The following is a 22,191-nucleotide window of genomic DNA, read 5'->3' as shown; positions in this document are numbered from 1 at the left end:
GCGGAGTGATCCCTGACAGCAATGTATTGGATAACGATACCCTTAACGGGGATCCTATAGTACCCACGGATGTAATACTCACTTCGACCCCAACGGAAGAACTGACGATAAACGAGGATGGCAGCGTAAGCGTGGCCCCTGGTACCGCGGATGGCACCTATACCATAGACTATACGATCTGTGAAGCGGCCAATACGGACAATTGTGATTCGGGCACGGTGACCGTTCAGGTAGGTCCGGATATGGACAATGTATTGGATGCGGTGGACGATAGCTATACCGTGGATACGGGTGTCAGCGGAGTGATCCCTGACAGCAATGTATTGGATAACGATACCCTTAACGGGGATCCTATAGTACCCACGGATGTAATACTCACTTCGACCCCAACGGACGAACTTACGATAAACGAGGATGGCAGTGTAAGTGTGGCCCCCGGTACTGCCGATGGCACCTATACCATTGACTATACGATCTGTGAAGCGGCCAATACGGACAATTGTGATTCGGGCACGGTCACCGTTCAGGTAGGTCCGGATATGGACAATGTACTGGATGCAGTGGACGATAGTTATACCACAGATACCGATAACACTGGTGTAATCACGGGTAGTAATGTGCTTGACAACGATACCCTAAACGGGGATCCTGTAGTACCTACGGATGTGGTACTTAGCTCGACTCCAACTGCCGAACTTACAATAAACGAGGATGGCAGCGTAAGCGTAGCCACCGGTACCGCCGATGGCACCTATACCATAAACTATACGATCTGCGAAGCGGCCAATACGGATAATTGTGATACGGCAACGGTCACCGTTATTGTTGAAGAAGGTGATGAAGATGAAAAGATCGAGGTCAATCAATTGGTGACCCCGAATTCTGATGGGAAAAATGACTTCCTTTTTATTAGGGGCGTAAAAAATGCTCATAACAATACCATGAAAATTTTCAATCGATGGGGAGTTTCGGTGTATGAAGGAAAGGGATATAATAACCAGAATAATGTATTTGACGGCAGGTCCAAGGCAAGATCTACCGTAACAGGGAATAACTATTTACCTGCAGGTGTTTATTATTATATTTTTCAGTATGAAAATAAACAACAGAATATTACAGATAGTGGTTATATTTATGTCAGTAAATAATATATTTTAGTGTAGATGATATATAAAAAGAGTCTCTTCGTTACCGTTTTATTGATGCTTTCCATGTTAGCTGGACTTTACGCCCAGCAAGACGCCCAATACACCCAGTATATGTATAATACTATGAGCGTAAACCCAGCGTATGCTGGTTCTAGGGGGCAATTGAGTATTGCGGCCCTATACCGCTCACAATGGGTAGGTTTGGAAGGTGCCCCTAAAACGCAGACCTTAAACTTGCATTCCCCTATAAGGAATAGCAGACTGGGTTACGGAATTTCTATTATCAATGATAATATTGGCGATGGTGTGGTTCAGGAAACACAGTTCGATGCAGTGTTATCATATACCGTTGATGTTGCCTTGGATGCCAAATTATCCTTTGGATTAAAGGTGGGAGGTAATATGTTGAGTTTGGATTTTAATGGATTGAACAATTTTGATGCGGAAAATGTTCAAGGGGATAATATTGACAATAAGTTTTCTCCCAATTTTGGGGTGGGCGTTTATTACCACACTGGTAAATTTTATGCCGGACTTTCTGCACCAAACCTAGTGGAGACCCAGTATTTTGACAATTCACAAAGAGATCCCAATTCGGTACAATTTCTTTCTGCGGAAAGGATGAATTTTTATCTAATTACGGGTTATGTATTTGACCTTAATAATAATTTCAAATTCAAACCTGCGATATTGACCAAAGTTGTGGGAGGTGCTCCCCTGCAAATAGATATGTCCGCCAGTTTCTTGTTCAATGACAAGTTTAGTTTTGGTGCTGCCTATAGATGGGATGCGGCATTAAGTGGTATGGTAGGCTTCCAATTAAGTGATCAATTTATGATTGGACTAGCTTATGATAGGGAAACCACAGAGTTGGGTGGAACTCAGTTTAATGATGGGTCTTTCGAAGTGTTTTTAAGATTTGAACTGGTGAAATCGTTCCAAAGAATGGTATCACCGCGTTTCTTTTAAAAAAAATAAAATGATAAAAAGAATTTTTTTGCTGACGGTATTATTTTCTGTCATTGGTAATGTTGTCATTGCTCAGGATAGATTGGTAAACAAGGCAGATGAAAAATATAGGGATTACTCTTTTAGTCCGGCCATAGATATCTATAAACGGGTATTGGACAAGGGATATACCTCGGCAGACCTTTTAATGAAACTTGGAAATTCTTATTATTTTAATGCTAATTACAAAGAGGCTTCCGAAATCTATAAAAGACTTTTAAACGAATACAAAGAGGGGATTGGTCCGGAATACTATTTTAGATATGCCCAAACCTTAAGGTCCCTTGGAGAGTATGATCTTTCCAAAGATGTAATGTATCAGTTTTCCCAAATGACGTCTGCAGATGTTAGGGCCAACCTTTATATGGCAGAAAGGGACTATTTGGCGGAAATAGAAGGAAATTCAGGTAGATACGAAATTGGTAAATTTGAATTTAATTCCAGATATTCGGATTTTGCTCCTACATTTTATAAACAAGGGTTAATATTTTCTTCCGATCGGGATACAGGTAATTTAGCGCGGTATAGGCATACTTGGAATTCCAAGGATTTCCTGGACTTATACAAGATAACGGTCGACAGTACGTCGGAGAATAAGGTGGTTAAATTTGGGGATGAGATCAATACCAGATTTCACGAATCCACTTCGGTCTTTACCAAAGATGGCAATACGCTTTATTTTACTAGGAATAATCTTTTTGATGGTAAAACGGTAAAGGATAAAAAAGGAGTTGTACGACTTAAAATATTTAAGGCGACCAAAGAAAACGGGGTGTGGACACAAATCGAGGAGCTTCCGTTTAACAGTGAATCTTATTCAATAGCTCATCCAACGCTAAGTCCAGATGAAAATTTGCTATATTTTGCATCCGATATGCCCGGTTCTTATGGGGAGTCGGATATTTTTAAGGTGGCCATAAATAGTGATGGTACCTATGGTACGCCGGTAAATTTGGGGAACATAATTAATACGGAAGCTCGGGAAACTTTTCCGTACGTTACCAGTGAAAATATACTTTATTTTTCATCGGATGGTCATCCAGGCCTAGGTGGTTTGGACATATTTGCTACTAAAATTTCAAACAGTCAATATATTGGGTCGGTTTTGAACGTTGGAAAACCAGTGAATAGTGCATTGGATGATTTTACATTCATTATAAACGAAGAAACCAGAAATGGATACTTTGCTTCAAACCGTGAGAATGGGGTGGGAGAGGATGATATATATAGTTTTGTAGAGACCAAGAAATTGGAATTCGATTGTATTAAACCAATTACAGGTACCGTAAGGGATAAAATATCCAACGAAGTGTTGGTAGGGGCTACTGTTAAGGTTATAGATGAAAATAATGAGGAATTGGCATCGGCAATTACGGATTCAAATGGCAACTATAGTATTACAATAGACTGTAATAAAGGTAATTTTGTCCGGGCTTCCATGCAAGGTTATGTGCCTTCTGAAGAGTATCTTAATATATCCGATAGCAAGCCATTAATCGTAGATTTTTATTTGGAAAGAGATACCGTAACAGCGGGCTATGGGGACGATTTGGCCAAATTATTGCAGCTAAGTACCATTTATTTTGATTTTGATAGATATAATGTTAGGCCGGACGCTGAAATTGAAATTCAAAAGGTAATTGCTGCTATGGAAAAGTATCCTAGTTTAAAACTCAAGGTTACTTCCCATACGGATAGTCAAGGGGTTGATGCCTATAATCTTTGGTTATCACAAAAAAGAGCTGAATCTACCGTAGCTTATATGGTTTCAAAAGGCATAGCAAACGAGAGATTGCAGGGTGAAGGCTTTGGGGAAACTAGATTGGTAAATAGATGTGTCAATGGAGTAAGATGCTCCAAAGCTGAACATCAGCTGAACAGAAGGTCAGAATTTTTGATATTGGAATAATATAATATTCGTAATGTATAAAAAATGCAGTTGCCTTGGCAACTGCATTTTTGTTTGTGATTAAATTTGCAACAATCTAAAACAAGGTTTAGACATGGTACGTTTTTTTAATTGCATCTTCTTGATGTAAAAAAATGTCCAGTAAATTGAGGGTATAGTCATTATAGTTCATTTAACAACAGTTAGTAGATGTTACACAACATATTATATTAAAAAACTTTTTTAATAGATATTTTCACCGATTAACATAGTCATTTCATTTTCAGATGACGATTTAATATAATCTTATACATTGTATTAGTAAGATTATAGAGTTAGTCGGAAGTTTTAAAAATATCAATTAGATCTGTGTTCTTAAGCCATATATTAAGACGTTTTGTTTTAATAACAATTTTATTTGTTTTTGGATTGCCTGTTATGGCACAGGTTACTGGGGACTATAGATCAAAGGCAACTGGCAATTGGAGCAGTTCCGGTACATGGCAAATATACAATGGTTCTGCTTGGGTTAATGCTACATCATATCCAGGACAAAACAGCAATGTAGGTACTGTAACCATTGGTAGTGGTAATACAGTCACTTTAAATGTTGATATAACTTCCTATACCATAGACAAGCTTATTATTGGAGATCAATCGGGAGGAAGTGACACCCTTTCTTTGCCTAATAACGGAGATTTTGACGTCAACATTATGGTGATTTCTGTACAGAGCGACGGTATTCTAACATGGGTCAAGAATGCCGATCTACATCTACCTGCTGGCGCACAGATATTCAATAATGGAGGGCAGATAACTACAGATAAAAACTGTAATGCCTCCCAAAATATTTATATTGGATCTGAAAAGTTCTCCAACTGTAATGGAAATGGAGGAGCCGATTATTCTTTTGAAGAGATTGAGGCTGCACTGCCTCCTCCCACTAGTAATGGGGATATTACTGAATGTGCGGCCAACCCAATCCAAACCCTAACCGCCTCCGCAACCCCTCCTTCTGGAGCACATGTGGTGTGGTATACTGCTACTAGTGGTGGTTCTCCAGTTTCACCAACCTTTAATACGGTGGGGAATGTTACTTATTATGGTGAAAGTGTAGACAATTCAGATTCCAATCGAAGAAGCCTTTTTAGAACTGCTGTAAAACTAACCATTCGTCCACGACCTACAATTTCGGTCACTAGTTCCCCTACCTGTGTTTTTAGGCTTTTTTCGCCTACAACCTATCAATTGCAAGTAACCGTTAGTACGGGAACAGTAACCAGTACGGCGGGAACTGTTACAAATACGTCTGGTAATGTATGGGACATAACCAATGTTCCTTCAGGAACCAATATTGTGGTAACTGTAACCGATGGCAATGGCTGTACTAATCAACTTCCAGTGACCGCACCAAATTGCGCCTGCCCAGTGGTAAGTGCACCTGCTAGCGGAGGTAATAAGTCTTATTGTACTGGGGATAGCGTACCCAGCATAACTGCATCGGTAGGTTTTGGCCAGACAGTGGACTGGTACAATTCCGCCAGTGGAGGAACATTATTATTGCTGGGTAATACAACATACACCCCTGCCGGGCCAGGTACTTTTTATGCTGAGGCACGGAATACAACAACCAATTGCCTTAGCGGGGCTAGAACGGCGATAATCGTTACTCAAAATACCCCTTCGACAGCCGCTATAGGGCCCGATCAATCCATTTTTACGGGAGGTGATGCCATTTTTACAGTAACTACTACTACTTCAGATACTTATCAATGGCAAGTAAGTACAGACGGGGGAACAGTATTCAACAACATATTAAACGGCGCGGAGTACGCCGGTACTCAGTCTACGGCCTTAACCGTCAAGACGGCGGGAGCAAATAAAAATGGATTTAGGTATCGTGTTTTGGCTTCAAAATCCGGGTCTACTTGCCCACCTACAATTTCATCTTCTGCATTGTTGACGGTGAAGGTGAAAACTGTTATTACTAATAGGAAAGTAACCTATAGGGTTGATATGTAATCGTATTCCTAAAACTTTTATTCAAAACAATTGCTATTATCATTACATTTCTAAATTGAATATCGCAAAACCTTGATTATAGGGAAGATATAGTCCAAATGCCTTGAAAGATTAGTCAATTTTCAAATATCCTTTTAGCGGTAACAGCAGAAAATGCAGTATTCACTTTAGTTTAAGTTCTTTACACAACATAATTTAGGTATCCGGCATCTTCCGGTATATTTTTAAGCCAGATTTTACTTGTTTTACTAAAGTTGAAAAACTTGAAACATTAAAAAGTAATAGAAAAAGGCAATATTATCAAAGTTACAAACAAATATAGAGTCGGTTCAAAAAAATTTGGGTGTAGGCTTTCCCGCGTCAATGCCGTGGTTTTTATCCAAAAAATATTTGAAAGGGATTTGGTTAAGCCCTTTGGACCCTTCAAGTGGATAGTCCCATCATTACATTTTAAAAGAATTTTTACCATCTGTTTAGTATCGTTTCTTTTTTTGACGGTATCCAATAGTTTTGGACAAATAACAGTGACTTCCCAGGTATCAAATAATAATGATGATGCCGAAGAACGCGTATCCAATGGGGATATGGATAGAGGAAGTTCTGATTTGGAATTGACAAGCGATGGAAATACCAATCAACTGGTAGGTATACGATTCCAAAATATCAATGTTCCCCAAGGCGTTACTATAATTAGTGCAAATATTCAGTTTACTACTGATGAAACAGATTCTGAAGCAACATCCCTTGTTATCAGGGGACAAGATGCCAATAATCCGGGGAATTTTGGGAATGGGGACTACAATATATCCAACAGACCACTGACCACCGCTTCTGTGGCATGGAACAATATACCAGCCTGGAATTCTGTAGGTCAGGCCGGACCAAATCAACAGACCCCTAATTTGAGTTCTATTGTACAGGAAATTGTTGATAGGGGTGGATGGAGTAGCGGTAATTCCATGGTCTTTGTGATTACTGGTTCTGGTCAACGTACTGCCGAATCCCGTGATGGCAGTTCTTCAGGAGCGCCAGTACTAACCATAGTTTATTCCACAGCTCCTGCAATTACCGTAGACGATATTACCGTTAACGAAGGGGACGGAACAGCTACCTTTACAGCTACCCATTCAGGTGCAAATGCCGCGGCAGCATTTACAGTGAATTATACAACTTCCAATGGTTCTGCCTTAGCTGGTTCGGATTATACCTCTTCATCAGGTACACTTTCCTTTAATGGTACTTCTGGTGATACAGAGTCTTTTACGGTACCCATAACGGATGACACTACCTTTGAAAACATTGAGGCCTTTACCATACAGTTTACGTCTACTTCAAATGGAACTGTAGATATTTCAGATACTGCCGAAGGGACAATTGTAGATGACGATGCCATAATAATGACCAATGGAACAACAGTAAATACTTGTAGTGATACCTTTTTGGACCCGGGAGGTGTAGGTAATTATAATAGCAACCAAAATATAGTGTACACCATTTGTCCTGACACCGCCAATAATTACATTAGTCTGGATTTTATTGGTTTCGATGTGCCCAGCGGAGATGTATTATATATATATGACGGAACTACTACTGGTGGGACGTTAATAGGGCAATACGATAACAATAATATTCCGGATCTTATAGAATCTACACATAGTTCTGGTTGTTTAACCTTTAGGTTTACCTCTAATGGATGGAATAACGGAGAAGGTTGGCAAGCTTCAGTAAATTGTTATCCAGAAGGACCTAAAATAGTCATAAACGACATTTCTTTTGATGAGGATGTTGGGAATGCAGTTTTTACGGTAACACAAACACGGGCACGACATGGGTATAGTTGGTTATTTGGGTTTATACATGTGCCTTTTACTGTTAATTTTGAAACGGTTGATGGCAGCGCCTTAGCTGGCAGTGATTATACGGCCACCTCTGGGACATTGACCTTTAACGGTCAGTTAGGAAATGTCCAGACCATTTCGGTTCCTATTGCCAACGATGGGATTCCGGAGAATGCAGAAGATTTTACGATTCGATTTACAGGGGCTACAGCCTCGTATGGTACTATAAATTACTCGGATACAGGAACTGGAACTATCAATACCCAGATTTTGGCCAATGATCCATTGACCCTTTTTCAGGAGTTTGATGGTTATTTTGACTATTCCGCCACAGGGGGTACATTGAGAACTCAGAATAACGGGGGAAATGCCTGTGCCATAACAACCTCTTCTTCCAATACCCTGGTTTCACCTATTCCGGCCACGGCCACTGTGGAAAGGGCCTACCTGTATTGGGCACATTCCAGCGGTGTTCGTGATCAGGATGTTACCTTCGAGGGTCAGAATGTTTCAGCCAATTATTTGTACCAGACCACACTTTCAAGTAATAGAAATTTTTATGGTTATGTAAGTGATGTTACGGATATAGTAAAAGGGGTCGCGAACCCCTCTACAAACGTTTTTGATTTTTCCGATTTAACGATAGACAATTCAAATACATATTGTTCCTCAGCTACCGTACTGGGCGGGTGGACTCTTTTTGTATTCTATGAAGATCCCTCATTGCCCGCAGTAAACATTAACTTGTACCAAGGCTTTGATGGCCTAAGCAATTCGGGAACTTCCTTTACCTTGGATTCATTCTTTGCCATTGCCGGTTCTGGCGCCAAAGCCTCGTTTTTATCATGGGAGGGAGATTCAACATTGGATGGCAATAGCTCCGGTTCCAGTAACCCGGAAGAACTTTCCATAACCAACCAATCTGGTACAACTTATGTGCTTACAGGGGATGGAGGCCAAACAGGGAACAATGCCTATAATTCCACGATATATGACAATACAGTTGGGCCCGTGTATAATACTTCAACTTCTTACGGTGTGGATTTGGATACCTATGACATATCAACATATATACAACCTTCGGATACTCAGGTTACGGCCAATGTAGATGTAGGTCAGGATTTTGTAATTTCAGCCGCAGTAGTTATTAAGGTTCCCTCCAATTTAATTGCTGGTAGGGTTTTTGAAGATGTGAATTATCCCGGAGGTCCTGGTAGAGACCGAATTTCTTCAGGGGGATTGGGAGTTTCAGGAACCATTGTGGAGCTTTTTGATGCTTCAGGCAACTTTGTACAAAGAAAAACCACCGACATTAATGGGTACTATTCCTTCGGAGGGATGGCCGACGGCGATTATCGTATAAAGGCAGTCAATTCAACCGTGAGGTCGAACAGGGGTGGACTCAATTGCTCTACCTGTTATCCTGTACAGACTTTTAGGAAGTATCGTGGACCCACTTCCCTAATTGATGTGACAGACGAAATAGGGGGTGTTAATCCGGCAGCGCTTCAGGATGTGGCACTAGGTGTTATAAATAATGCCCAGAGTGTATCAACCGTTTCCGTTTCTGGTGACGGAGTGGTAGGTATAGATTTTGGCTTCAACTTTAATACTATTGTCAATACCAACGAATCTGGACAAGGTTCCCTTGAACAATTCATAGTTAATTCCAATAATTTAAATGAAACAGGTTTGGATATAGAGCCTAATTCATTATTTGACCCGGCAGCTGGGGAAGACACCTCAATATTTATGATACCTCCAACCTCAGATGCATTGGGAAGAACTGCAGATACTAATTTCGCTAGCGGATATTTCGATATTTTCGTTACGGATGCAAACCAGCTCTCTACCATAACTGGAACCAACACTATTATTGACGGTAGGACTCAAACAGCTTATTCGGGAGAAACCAATTCGGGTACCATAGGAGATGGTGGCACTACTGTAGGTATTGCAGCTTCAGTACTTCCCGATTATAACTTACCTGAAATTCAGGTTCGTGGAGATACCAAGGAACTTTTTAGGTTGGAAGGAAATAGTGCTACCCTCCGCAATTTGGCTGTATACACAGATGATAAGTCGGCAATTCAGGTAAATTCCGGAACTGCTTTTCTTTATGAGAATGTGCTCGGGGTCAATGCCTTGGGAGCAGAGTCTGGAAATTTGGAATATGCTGTGGAAATTCTGGACGGTGCAACAACTATTGCCAGAAATTATTTCAGTGGTTCGGATGTGGCTGCAGTTCATTTGGATGGGGGAACTGCTACGGTTATGGAATACAACCATTTTTATAGTAATGGGGCAAACGATACCTGTTCCGATAATATTTTGATTGAGAGTGGTAGTGGGATTACCATTCGTTATAATCTGATCAACGAGGCTGCAGGAATAGGGATTGAAGGAGATGATTATGCTGCTGGATTGATGATAACCGAAAATACCATCACAAATAACGGTGTAAATAATACCGCCTGCGGTGGGGGAATATTCGATGATTCTGGTATTCGTTTAAAGGCAGCAGATGCTACCGTTTATAGGAATGTAATTCACGGCAATCAAGGTGAAGGAATCGTGGTGGCCGAAAATGTTTCTGGAATACTGATTTCCCAGAATGCTATATATAACAATGGGCAGAGAGCTCCGTCTTTAGGGATAGATTTGGATAAATCCAAAAACAATGGGGATGGGGTTACCCTTAACGACAATGGGGATGGTGATAATGGCCCAAATGAAGTGTTAAATTTCCCAATTATTGAAGCTGCCTTTGCTACTGGAACCAGTTTGGTTGTCGAAGGCTGGTCCAGACCTGGTGCAATCATAGAATTGTTTTTGACGGATATAAATGAGGGAAGTGCTAGCGCTGGGGACAACCAATTGGGTATGTCCACAGATTATGGCGAGGGCCAATCCTATTTGGCTACTCTGGTAGAAGGTAGTGGGGCCGATTCGGCAACGGGTACCTCCGCGTACACTGATTTAGATGGAAATACAGACAATACGAATAGGTTTAAATTTACTGTGCCACTTCCAGTGGGAGTGGTAAAGGGCAATTTTATTACATCTACCGCAACCTTGGCAAATTCTACTTCAGAGTTTTCGCCACAAAGTATTATTAAAGGATATACCGTAATTACAAATAGGAGAATAACCTATAGGGTTAAAAAGAATTGATTTTTTAGTCTTTTCTTATAATTTTTCACAATGGTTCATTTTTAAAATACCTTAGATTAAGGTTTAAAGGAGTTGCTCTAATTTTTTAGATATTGTAATTTTTATATTTGACCATTATTTTGGTGAAGTACACAACATTTCCAAAATTTATAATTTTTCTTGGAATACATTTGGTACGTTGATCTCTTAGGATCGCGTCTACTTAATGATGACAAGGATTAGCCTTCAAAAAAGAATACCTATTCTTTTTATGGTGTTCTTCTGCTTTACCCAAATGTCTGGGCAGCAAACCTATTTGGATAATTTTAATACAACTTCCTATTCCAACAACAATGGGACCAACAATTTTTCTTCCAATTGGACCGAAAGCAATGATGATAATAGTGTCTCTGGTGGAAATATAAGGATAACTGGGAGCCAATTGCGTTTTAGGAGATTATCGGACGAGACCATTCAAAGGAATCTTAATTTGGCGGGCGCTGGTACGGTTACACTTACTTTTGATTATAATGGGTCCAGCAGGGGAGGGGAAACCTTATTGGTACAATTGTGGAATGGATCTTCTTGGCAAACAGTCTCAACCTTAAATAATGATGGTACAGGTTCTATTTCATATTCTCTAACTGTAAGCCAAATATCTGCATCCTCCTCCATTCGATTTATAACCGGAAGCGGGGACTGGGATAAGGATGATTACTATTATATAGATAATGTACAGTTCACTGCCACCTTTGGCCCAATTATGACCATTAACGATGTATCTGTAAATGAAAATGCAGGAACGGCTACTTTTACGGTAACCCATACGGGTTCCAGTGCTGCAGCATTTACGGTAAACTATACCACCAATAACGGAACAGCTACTGCTGGAAGTGATTATACGGCCAAGACAGGAACTTTAAGTTTTACAGGCACCCCAGGGGTTACAAGGACTATAACCATAAATATTTTAGATGATATCGCAGTAGAGGATTTGGAAATATTTACTGTTAGTTTTACAGGAAAATCACTTTCCACAGTAGATATTACAGATATAGGCACTGGAACCATATTGGATAATGATGCCTTAATTATTACCAATGGGGCTACGACCAATACCTGTAATGCCGTTTTTTTTGATTCGGGAAGTGTTGGTGGCAGTTATGGAAATAATGAAAATAGGGTCCATACTATTTGCCCTGACATTGCCAATAATTATATTAGTGTGGATTTTACCAGTTTTGATGTCGCTGTAGGTGATATTCTTTATGTTTATGCGGGCACTACGGCAACAGGAACGCCTATAGGTGTATATGATAACAACAATATTCCTAGCTCAATCGATTCCCCTTATGGTGCTGGTGGCTGTTTAACTTTTAGGTTTACCTCTAATAGTAGCGGGACAGGAACAGGATGGCAGGCTGGAGTAAGATGTATGGTTGAAGGCCCTAAAATAGTAATAAACGATATTTCTTTTGATGAAACGGTAGGTAATGCCGTTTTTACGGTCACACAGACACGTGTACGCCACGGATATACATTTCTGTTCAGCTTCATTCATGTGCCTTTTACTGTTAATTTTGAAACGGTAAACGGTTCAGCTTTGGCGGGTAGCGATTATACGGCAACTTCGGGGACTTTGACCTTAAATGGCCAGTTGGGCAATGTACAGACTATCTCAGTGCCCATAGCCAATGACGGTATACCAGAGAATGCCGAAGAGTTTACGATCAGGTTTACTGGGGCAACGGCGGCATATGGGACTGTCAATTTTTCGGACACGGGAACCGGGACCATCAATACCCAGATTTTGGCCAATGACCCTTTAACCCTTTTTCAAGAGTTTGATGGCTACTATGATTATTCTTCTACAGGTGGTACCCTGCGAACTCAAAGTAACAGTGGTAATGCCTGTGCTATAACCACCTCCTCCTCCAATACCTTAATTTCCCCTATTCCGGCTACGGCTACTGTGGAAAGGGCTTATTTATATTGGGCGCATTCAAATAGTGTTCGCGATCAAAATGTAACTTTTGAAGGCCAAAACGTTTCCGCGAATTATTTGTATCAGACCACGCTTACCAATAGAAACTTCTATGGCTATGTAAGCGATGTAACAAATATTGTTAAAGGCATTCCCAATCCATCAACCAATACCTATGATTTTAGTGACCTGAATATAGATAATACTGGGAATTACTGTTCCACCGCAACCGTTCTCGGGGGTTGGACCTTGATCGTATTTTATGAAGATGCCTCATTGCCCGCAGTTAACATTAACTTATATCAAGGTTTTGACGGTCTAAGTAATGCCGGTACCTCATTTACTTTGGATTCCTTCTATGCCATAGCTGGATCCGGAGCAAAAGCGACCTTTTTATCATGGGAAGGAGACCCCAACTTGGACGGTTCCAGTTCTGGTTCTACCAACCCAGAGCGACTTTCAGTAACCAATCAATCAGGAACTACTTATATTCTTTCCGGGGACGGTGGTCAAACGGGAAACAATGCTTACAATTCCACTATTTATGATAATACGGTATTACCTATTTACAATACTTCCAGTTCCCATGGTGTAGATTTGGATACCTATGACATTTCAACTTATATTCTGCCATCGGACAGCCAGGTTACTGCAAATGTCAATGTGGGGCAGGATTTTGTGATTTCCGCAGCTGTTGTGCTCAAGGTACCCTCCAATCTAATAGCAGGAACAGTGTTTGAGGACATGAATTATCCTGGAGGGCCAGGTAGGAATAGATTAGTTTCTGGTGGAATAGGGGTATCAGGTGCTGTTGTAGAACTTTTCAATTCCTCAGGAACCTTTATTCAAAGAAAAAACACGGACATTAATGGGTACTATTCCTTTGGGGGCATGTCGGATGGGGCGTATCGTATAAAAGCAGTCAATTCGTCAGTTAAATCCAACAGGGGTGGGCTCAATTGCTCCACCTGTTATCCGGTACAAACGTTTAGGAAGTATCGCGGTCCATCTTCATTGATAGAGGTAACGGACGAAGTAGGCGGTAACAATCCCAGCGCACAGCAAGATGTAGCATTGGGAGTAATAAATAATGCACAGAGTGTGTCAACGGTCTCCGTGGCAGGTGACGGGGTGGTAGGCATAGATTTTGGCTTTAACTTTAATACCATTGTAAATACCAACGACATTGGACAGGGTTCCTTGGAACAATTTATTGTCAATTCCAATAACTTAAATGAAATAGCTTTGGATATCGAGGCAAACTCTATTTTTGATCCAGCAGCTGGGGACGACACCTCTATATTTATGATTCCCCCAACCTCAGATCCATTGGGTAGAACGGCCGATGCTAATTTTATTGGTGGCTATTTTAATATAGCAATATCCGACGTAAATACGCTGTCCGCAATAACAGGAAGCCGAACAAATATAGATGGACGCACACAAACCGCATATTCCGGAAATACCAACATTGGAACAATTGGATCCGGAGGTGCTACAGTAGGTACCAATGTCGTGGTACTTCCTAATTATGACCTACCTGAGATTCAGATTCAACGCAATGCGGGAGATGTATTTCGATTGCAGGGCGGTAGTGATTTAATCCGAAATGTGGCCGTTTTTGCAAATTCAAATGTAGGGATAAGAGTTGAAAGTGGTTCTGCAACTTTAATGGCCAATTTGTTGGGTGTTAATGCTGTAGGAACTGCTTCTGGCAACATAACTACCGGAGTTGGAATTAACGGGGGTACCGCACAAATTGATGGAAATTATATAAGTAGAAATACCGACGCGGGTATCTTGATTAATGGAGGAACATCTACGGTGATACAGAATAATCATATTACCGATAATGGTAATGCCGCATGTTCCGACAATATAAAGATTCAAAGTGGATCAGGTATTATCATAAGAAGGAATTTAATAGATAGAGCCTCTTCCATAGGGATAGATGGTCAGGGCTTTGCTGGTTCCATAACAATTTCAGATAATACCATTAGAAATTCAGGTTTAAACGGCGGAAATTGTAGTGGGCGCATTGAAAATGTCGGTATCAAGCTCAATGGAAATAATTCTTCTATTTCCAATAATATTATTAATAATAATGGGGGTGCAGGCCTTGTTTTATCAGGAGGTAACACTACGGGAAACTTAGTGTCACGCAATTCGTTCTATGCCAATGGTACGGCAAGTCCGGCTTTAGGTATAGATGTTGATCTTACCAATGCTATGGGTGATGGTGTAACATTGAATGATAACGGAGATTCGGATAATGGCCCCAACGAGCTTATTAATTTTCCGATTTTATTTGGGGCTTACGCTTCAGGTTCCAATTTAACAATCGAAGGTTGGTCACGCCCAGGGGCGACAATAGAACTGTTTTTAACGGATATCAGTCAGGGAAGCGCAATGGCTGGTGCCAATAAAATGGGCAAAACCACTGACTATGGAGAGGGGCAAACCTATTTGGCCACTTTTATTGAAGGAAGTGGTTCTGATACAGACTCTGGAACTTTGCCCTATACAGATTTGGATGGAAATACGGATAATACGAATAGGTTTAAATTTTCTATTCCAATGCCTCCAGGAGTAATTATTGGAAATTTTATAACATCAACAGCAACGATAGCGAATTCCACCTCGGAGTTTTCCCCACAAAGTGTTATCAGGACTTATTCCTTGATTACCAACAGGAGAATTACATACAGGGTTAATAATAATTAATTTTGCTGGCATAAAGGAAGCTAAGTCATTGATTTGTAGAATTTTAATTTATCCAGCATCTATGAATGTGGGTGGTTAAAACTATTATACTTCATGCTTTAGGGGCTTTACATTGTTATTTTCCCCTTACACAACATTTATTTTCCTCATTCTTTCACTATGGTAGTTTTGTAGTCTAGTAAGAACTTTCTATTTACGCTATTAAACTTTTTGAATGTGGAATTCAAGCTTACATAAAATATTTTTTTGTTTGTTAATGGTCTTTGTTGGCATTGCTACTGCCCAGACAACTATTACATCACAGGTGGCTCAAGGCAATGATGATGCCGAAGAGCGGGTTTCCAATGGAAATATGGATCTTGGTAGTTCCGATTTGGAATTGACCAGTGACGGGGGAACAAACCAATATGTGGGTATTCGATTTCAAAATATAAACATTCCCCAGGGAACCACTATTTTGAGTGCTAGTATTCAATTTACAACGGATGAGACTGACACAGGTAGCACTTCGGTTACCATTAGAGGTGATGATTCTGACAACGCCAACGTTTTTTCCAGTTCAAATTATAATATTTCCAGTAGAACATTGACATCGGCATCCGTTGCTTGGAATAATATTCCTTCTTGGAATACCGTAGGACAATCCGGGGCTAACCAACAAACACCGGATATAACGACCATTGTACAAGAAATTGTAAATAGAGGTGGATGGAGCAATGGCAATTCCATGGCTTTTGTAATTAATGGTTCAGGCGAACGTACTGCAGAAGCCTATAACGGGGATTCGGCAAAATCACCCGTGTTGACAATTGTGGCCGATTTTACGCCTCCTCCTTTAACGTCATTACCTGCTATAATACCAAACCTAAACAGGGGACTCCCGTATATTTACTACATGGCGGATAATAGATCGGAATTGTATTCCGTAGCACCAGATCCAACTGCTTCGCCCTTGCCTTCTCCCAATGTAACCAATATTACGTATGGGGGCTCGCCAATTATCTTTTCAGGGGAAGGAGGAGGCTATAGGTCTACGGATAGACAGGTATATGTTTTCGAGGGAGATGAACCCACACCAAGTTCCGATATGTATTCCATTGATCCAACAACAGGCGTTGCCACCTTGGTGAAAACGAGTATAGTTCCGGGGCATGTGGAGGGGGCCGAATTCTATATCAATAACGATACGGGACAGGAAATTTTAGTCATAGTTTACAATAATGGTACAAGTGGTGGGGCCGATCGCATAATGGCAATTAACCCTAATGCTGACGGTTCGCAACCAGCTTGGTCTTCTTATGCCGGATTTCCAGTGGTACTGTCGGGGGCCAGATCTAATGCAGATGGTATTTCATGGAATCCGGATACAGCCGAGTTTTACATTCAGAACGACAATAATGTTGATTATTATACGGTAGACATAAATACAGGAGTTACATCTTTGGCATTTACTACATCCGCTGCCATTGATGGCGAAGGAATTACCTATGCCAGTGACGGAACAAATTATATAGAAGATGAAGATAATGTAGGCTTAGGAAGGACCATTTTCATTGTAAATACAACAACGGGCGATTTAACTCCCCTGCCCAATTGGGTAGTACAGGTGATGTTGAATCGATTATGGGAAACCTGGGGACGCGAAATGACGCGGGGGATGCACCTTCGTCCTACGGTTATGCTGCACATATTCTACCGGTTCTGACCTCAACACCAATTACCATTTATATGGGGTCTGTATATCCAGATAGTGAAGATCCCTTTGTGAATTTCAGTACTGGTTCCAGTGATGACAATACAGGAGATGATGAAGACGGTGTTACTAGCGGTGGTGTAGATTTGGATGGCCAGTTATTGACTTTGGGACAGACAAAAACAATCGATATAAACACGAATGGCTCTGGAGTTTTAAATGCTTGGATCGATTTTAATAGGGATGGCGATTTTGATGATGCGGGGGAGAAGATTGCATCTGATATAGCCCCTTCCGGAGGAAATATAACGCTTAACGTTCTCGTACCACTTTCTTCAAATGTTGGAACATCCTATGCCCGTTTTAGATTTTCGTCCGAAACAGGGTTGCCCCCAGGTAATTCGGAGGCGGCTGATGGCGAAGTGGAGGATTACCAGCTTATAATTTACGACCCTACGGTTTGTCCGCCAGGAAGTACTATAGTTGAAGATACTAGTATCACACATGTGTTTGCTTCGGGTGTGATTGTAGATGATAGTGTAAACAATCAAAACAATGCGTTAGGCAATGACGATGGTACCAATGCAAGGTTTAATGATGAGGATGATGAATTGGTATTGGAAATGGGAGAGTCCATAAATAGTGGGGATTCGGTTACAGTAAATGGAGAGAACGGTGATGATTTTGATATTTGGATATCTTCCAGTGCTACTGGGCCATGGACACGTGTAGGCAACAATGCCCAGCTTGATTTCACCTTCATTTCTCCTATAGACTGGCTCTACATTCGATTTAAAAGTAGTGATGATGATTCAGATGATAACCTTAGCTATGTGGATGCAAGCAAAACCATAGTGACCAATAGTTGTGAGCTCGATAATGATGGTGATGGAGTTCCTGATTACATAGATTTAGATGATGACAACGATGGTATACCTGATACCGAGGAATGTTTCATAACAGATAGCGGCCATGACGGATCCTATCCTTCCTCTAATTTTTCATATTCCATCACTAGTGCAGACCCTGGCGATGTTACTGAAAACCATATCCTGAATTCTATAACCTTGAACGGAGATACCTTTTCCGATTTTATCGTGCCGGATTCTTATGTGCCAAATTTTAGCAATGTAACCAACACAGAGCGTGTGTATCTCATAGATCACTACGTAGATTCCAATGATTTTTATACAGATCCTAACTTTACGACAAACATACTGCCTGCGTTTCAAAGTCGTGACTTGAATTACTATCACACCCTGAACTTGAAGAATTTTACAAATGATGATTTTACACTGACCTACAATAATCCCATTACTTCAACTGGAGAGGTTTTCCTTGCCATAACAGAAAGAAATGGCAATAACCCATATTTTGTAGAGGCCTTGGATGCAGGAAACAACGTTTTGGGTAGTATTACAGTAAATGTAACGGACTATGTGGATACTGGTCACCAACTACATCCCTCGGCAACCGGAACCGCATACCTGGCATTGTTCCCCATAGATGACATCGCACCCTTGGGCAGTAAGATAAGCGCTTTAAGAATTTCATTTCCAGGAGCTACCTCTGATGGGCCCGATGGAAAAGTGTTTTTCTTTGGTAATTTTTCAGCGGCCAACTGCGATTCCGATGCTGATGGAATCCCAAATATTTTTGATCTTGATTCCGATAATGACGGTATTTATGATGCAGTTGAGGCTGGCCATAATCAATCCCATACCAATGGTGTGGTCAATAGTGGCTATGGAGCCAATGGTTTGGCCAACGTGGTTGAGACCACTCCGGAAAGCGGTGTCATAAATTATACAATTAGTAATACCGATGGCAGTGCAACACAAGATTATTTGGATTCGGATAGTGATGGAGACGGATGTAACGATGCCAATGAGGCTTACGCCAACGCAACGGCTGATGGGGATGCTAATGGGTATTATGGAACCGGAAATCCCGCAGCAATCAATGCAGATGGCACTGTTACTTCGGCAGCATATTCTGTTCCTGCAGATATAGATGTTAATGGTACGTTCGATTTTCTAGAAGCAGGTACAGCTCCATTGATAACCAATCAACCCGTTGATAATCAGGTTTGTCCAGGTTGTTCTACAACCTTTTCGGCAATAGCTTCCAACGCGGATACCTTTCAGTGGCAAATATTTGACGGTTTTAGCTGGGTAAATCTCACTGATTCAGGAATCCACGGTGGAACAGCAACGGATTTGCTAACAATCACAAATGCCACCACACTGGACGACGGAAATCAATATAGGGTAATTGTTTCAAATTCCATGTACATCTGTGCCTTCGAAACATCTAATACAGCCTTATTGGCAGTGAGGGTAAACACAGTAATTACTAATAGGAGAATAACATATAGAGTTAAAAAGAATTAGATAATATTTTCGGATCATAATTGGAGAATACATATGATTTTTCCCACAATTAAATTTCGGCAAGCGTTGCTATTATTAGGATAATCGACGAGTGAAAAAACCAAGAATAATGGTTTTAAAATATTTAAAACCTCAATTATCGATGTATATACAGTACAAATATAGGGTTACACAACATTTATTTCTTACAGCCATCCCTAAGGTTAATTTTGTATGGTGTTATAGATCTGTTTAATTAAAAAATAGGACAAACATCAAAAGTTACCATTTTAAAAGATTAGAAAACCCTACTTATGAAAAGTTTGAATAAGAACATTTTTTCAACATGGTTTAAAATACCGCAAATGGAATTGTTAGTATCACTTACCCAATATTTAGGATTTTCCAAGATTATAAATTATCCAATAAGTTTTACGGCCTTAATTAAAGATTAATTCGATTTAGAACTTATTGATGCCAACTGAACAAAGACCAACTTAAGTAAAGTATATATCATGAAGAAGGGGATTTTATTAATCATATTTCTAATTTCTGGATTTGCCATAGCGCAAACCACAGTGAATTTGGAAGACCAGTGTAATTGCGAGGTGCTTAGCGGTACGCTTGTTACTGCGCCTGGGACATCAAATCCAACTGGAGCTGATGTTGGAGATATATATGTAAACACTAATACAGGAACTATCTATTTTTGGGATGGAGATTCTTGGGAGTTAACATCAACTGATAGTCAACAACTTCAGGTTTTTAGCTTTAATCCGGTTAGCAATCAGTTGACGCTTACCCTTGAGAATGGAGGGACCTTTAATGCAGATTTAAGTAGCCTTGCCGGCGATGGTAATATTACTTCTTCTACAATAGATGTAGGTGGAGATATCAATTCTTTGTTGGGAGATGTTACTTTGGAGATCGGCGATGATGCGGTGACCAATGCCAAATTGGCGGATGACGCAGTTCAGACAGAAAACATATTAAGCGGAGGTAACGACAAGGTATTGGTTACGGATGCCGTTGGCACAGTTGCCTGGGTGGACAGGACCAGCTTTGCTGCCATTGCCGATCAAATAACGATTACAGGAGTGGGCACAGTTGCCGACCCTTTTAAGGTTGAAGACCTTTCGATTGTGACGGCAAAACTGGCCGATGGAGCGGTGACTACAGTAAAATTAGGTGATGATGCGGTGACCAATGCTAAATTGGCGGACAATGCAGTTCAGACAGAAAACATATTGAACGGAACCATTCTAACAGAGGATATCTCTTCAGGTGGTAACGATAAGGTATTGGTTACGGATGCCGTTGGTACAGTGGCATGGGTCGACAGGACCAGCTTTGCTGCCATTGCCGATCAAATAACGATTACAGGAGTGGGCACAGTTGCCGACCCTTTTAAGGTTGAAGACCTATCCATAGTAACGGCAAAATTGGCCGATGGGGCAGTTACCACGATAAAACTGGGCGATGATGCAGTGACCAATGCTAAATTGGCGGATGACGCAGTTCAGACAGAAAACATATTAAGCGGAGGTAACGACAAGGTATTGGTTACGGATGCCGTTGGCACAGTGGCATGGGTTGACAAGACCAGCTTTGATGCCATTGCCGATCAAATAACGATTACAGGAGTGGGCACAGTTGCCGACCCTTTTAAGGTAGAGGACCTATCCATAGTAACGGCAAAACTTGCCGATGGCGCGGTGACCACGATAAAACTGGGCGATGATGCGGTGACCAATGCTAAATTGGCCGATGATGCGGTTCAGACAGAAAACATATTAAGCGGAGGTAACGACAAGGTATTGGTTACGGATGCCGTTGGCACAGTTGCCTGGGTCGACAGGACCAGCTTTGCTGCCATTGCCGATCAAATAACGATTACAGGAGTGGGCACAGTTGCCGATCCTTTTAAGGTAGAGGACCTATCCATAGTAACGGCAAAATTGGCCGATGGGGCAGTGACCACGGTAAAACTGGGCGATGATGCGGTGACCAACGCCAAGTTGGCGGATGACGCAGTTCAGACAGAAAACATATTGAACGGTACCATTCTTACAGAGGATATCTCTTCAGGTGGTAACGATAAGGTATTGGTTACGGATGCCGTTGGTACAGTGGCATGGGTTGACAAGACCAGCTTTGATGCCATTGCCGATCAAATAACGATTACAGGAGTGGGCACAGTTGCCGACCCTTTTAAGGTAGAGGACCTATCCATAGTAACGGCAAAACTGGCCGATGGCGCAGTGACCACGATAAAACTGGGCGATGATGCAGTGACCAATGCTAAATTGGCGGATGACGCAGTTCAGACAGAAAACATATTGAGCGGAGGTAATGATAAGG

The 22,191-nt window shown here is 41.1% G+C and carries 8 protein-coding genes and 1 pseudogene; all 9 read left to right on the top strand.

Annotation, left to right across the window (positions count from 1 at the left end):
* The coding region (locus CWD91_RS23040; RefSeq protein WP_239985908.1) for a gliding motility-associated C-terminal domain-containing protein at positions 1-1,148 on the top strand (1,148 nt) is incomplete at its 5' end.
* Between the two features lie 15 nt (positions 1,149-1,163).
* Positions 1,164-2,117, top strand: coding sequence for a PorP/SprF family type IX secretion system membrane protein (locus CWD91_RS22425; protein ID WP_103443213.1), 954 nt, complete (start codon positions 1,164-1,166; stop codon positions 2,115-2,117).
* A 10-nt stretch (positions 2,118-2,127) separates the two neighbouring features.
* Positions 2,128-4,065 (top strand): OmpA family protein, encoded by a 1,938-nt coding sequence (locus CWD91_RS22420; RefSeq protein WP_103443212.1) that lies wholly within the window; start codon positions 2,128-2,130, stop codon positions 4,063-4,065.
* A gap of 417 nt (positions 4,066-4,482) precedes the next feature.
* Positions 4,483-6,066 carry an immunoglobulin domain-containing protein gene (locus tag CWD91_RS22415; protein ID WP_103443211.1) on the top strand — a complete coding sequence of 528 codons (1,584 nt, stop codon included), beginning with the start codon at positions 4,483-4,485 and terminating at the stop codon, positions 6,064-6,066.
* Between the two features lie 491 nt (positions 6,067-6,557).
* Positions 6,558-11,078: a Calx-beta domain-containing protein gene (locus CWD91_RS22410; RefSeq protein WP_239985907.1), complete on the top strand. Its 4,521-nt coding sequence runs from the start codon at positions 6,558-6,560 to the stop codon at positions 11,076-11,078.
* Positions 11,079-11,283: 205 nt separating this feature from the next.
* Entirely contained in the window at positions 11,284-15,765 is a 4,482-nt protein-coding gene (locus CWD91_RS22405; RefSeq protein WP_239985906.1) for a beta strand repeat-containing protein, read from the top strand.
* 214 nt (positions 15,766-15,979) lie between these two features.
* Positions 15,980-17,470 (top strand): hypothetical protein, encoded by a 1,491-nt coding sequence (locus CWD91_RS22400; protein ID WP_103443210.1) that lies wholly within the window; start codon positions 15,980-15,982, stop codon positions 17,468-17,470.
* Positions 17,359-19,851 (top strand): immunoglobulin domain-containing protein, encoded by a 2,493-nt coding sequence (locus tag CWD91_RS22395; RefSeq protein ID WP_192877713.1) that lies wholly within the window; start codon positions 17,359-17,361, stop codon positions 19,849-19,851. Before CWD91_RS22400 ends, CWD91_RS22395 begins: the two co-directional genes overlap by 112 nt.
* Before the next feature lie 494 nt (positions 19,852-20,345).
* Positions 20,346-22,191: pseudogene (locus CWD91_RS22390) on the top strand (hypothetical protein); the annotation flags it as partial.

The sequence above is a fragment of the Arenibacter hampyeongensis genome (genome assembly GCF_002909255.1).
In the GTDB taxonomy this organism is placed as follows: domain Bacteria; phylum Bacteroidota; class Bacteroidia; order Flavobacteriales; family Flavobacteriaceae; genus Arenibacter; species Arenibacter hampyeongensis.
Note: the sequence above shows the minus strand (reverse complement) of the source record. Positions and strands in the feature narration are given on the sequence as shown.

Bases quoted from the DNA above. Each gene is read 5' to 3' on its own strand.
- CWD91_RS22425 (WP_103443213.1), top strand. From the start codon at position 1,164: ATGATATATAAAAAGAGTCTCTTCGTTACCGTTTTATTGATGCTTTCC.
- CWD91_RS22420 (WP_103443212.1), top strand. From the start codon at position 2,128: ATGATAAAAAGAATTTTTTTGCTGACGGTATTATTTTCTGTCATTGGT.
- CWD91_RS22415 (WP_103443211.1), top strand. From the start codon at position 4,483: ATGGCACAGGTTACTGGGGACTATAGATCAAAGGCAACTGGCAATTGG.
- CWD91_RS22405 (WP_239985906.1), top strand. From the start codon at position 11,284: ATGATGACAAGGATTAGCCTTCAAAAAAGAATACCTATTCTTTTTATG.
- CWD91_RS22400 (WP_103443210.1), top strand. From the start codon at position 15,980: ATGTGGAATTCAAGCTTACATAAAATATTTTTTTGTTTGTTAATGGTC.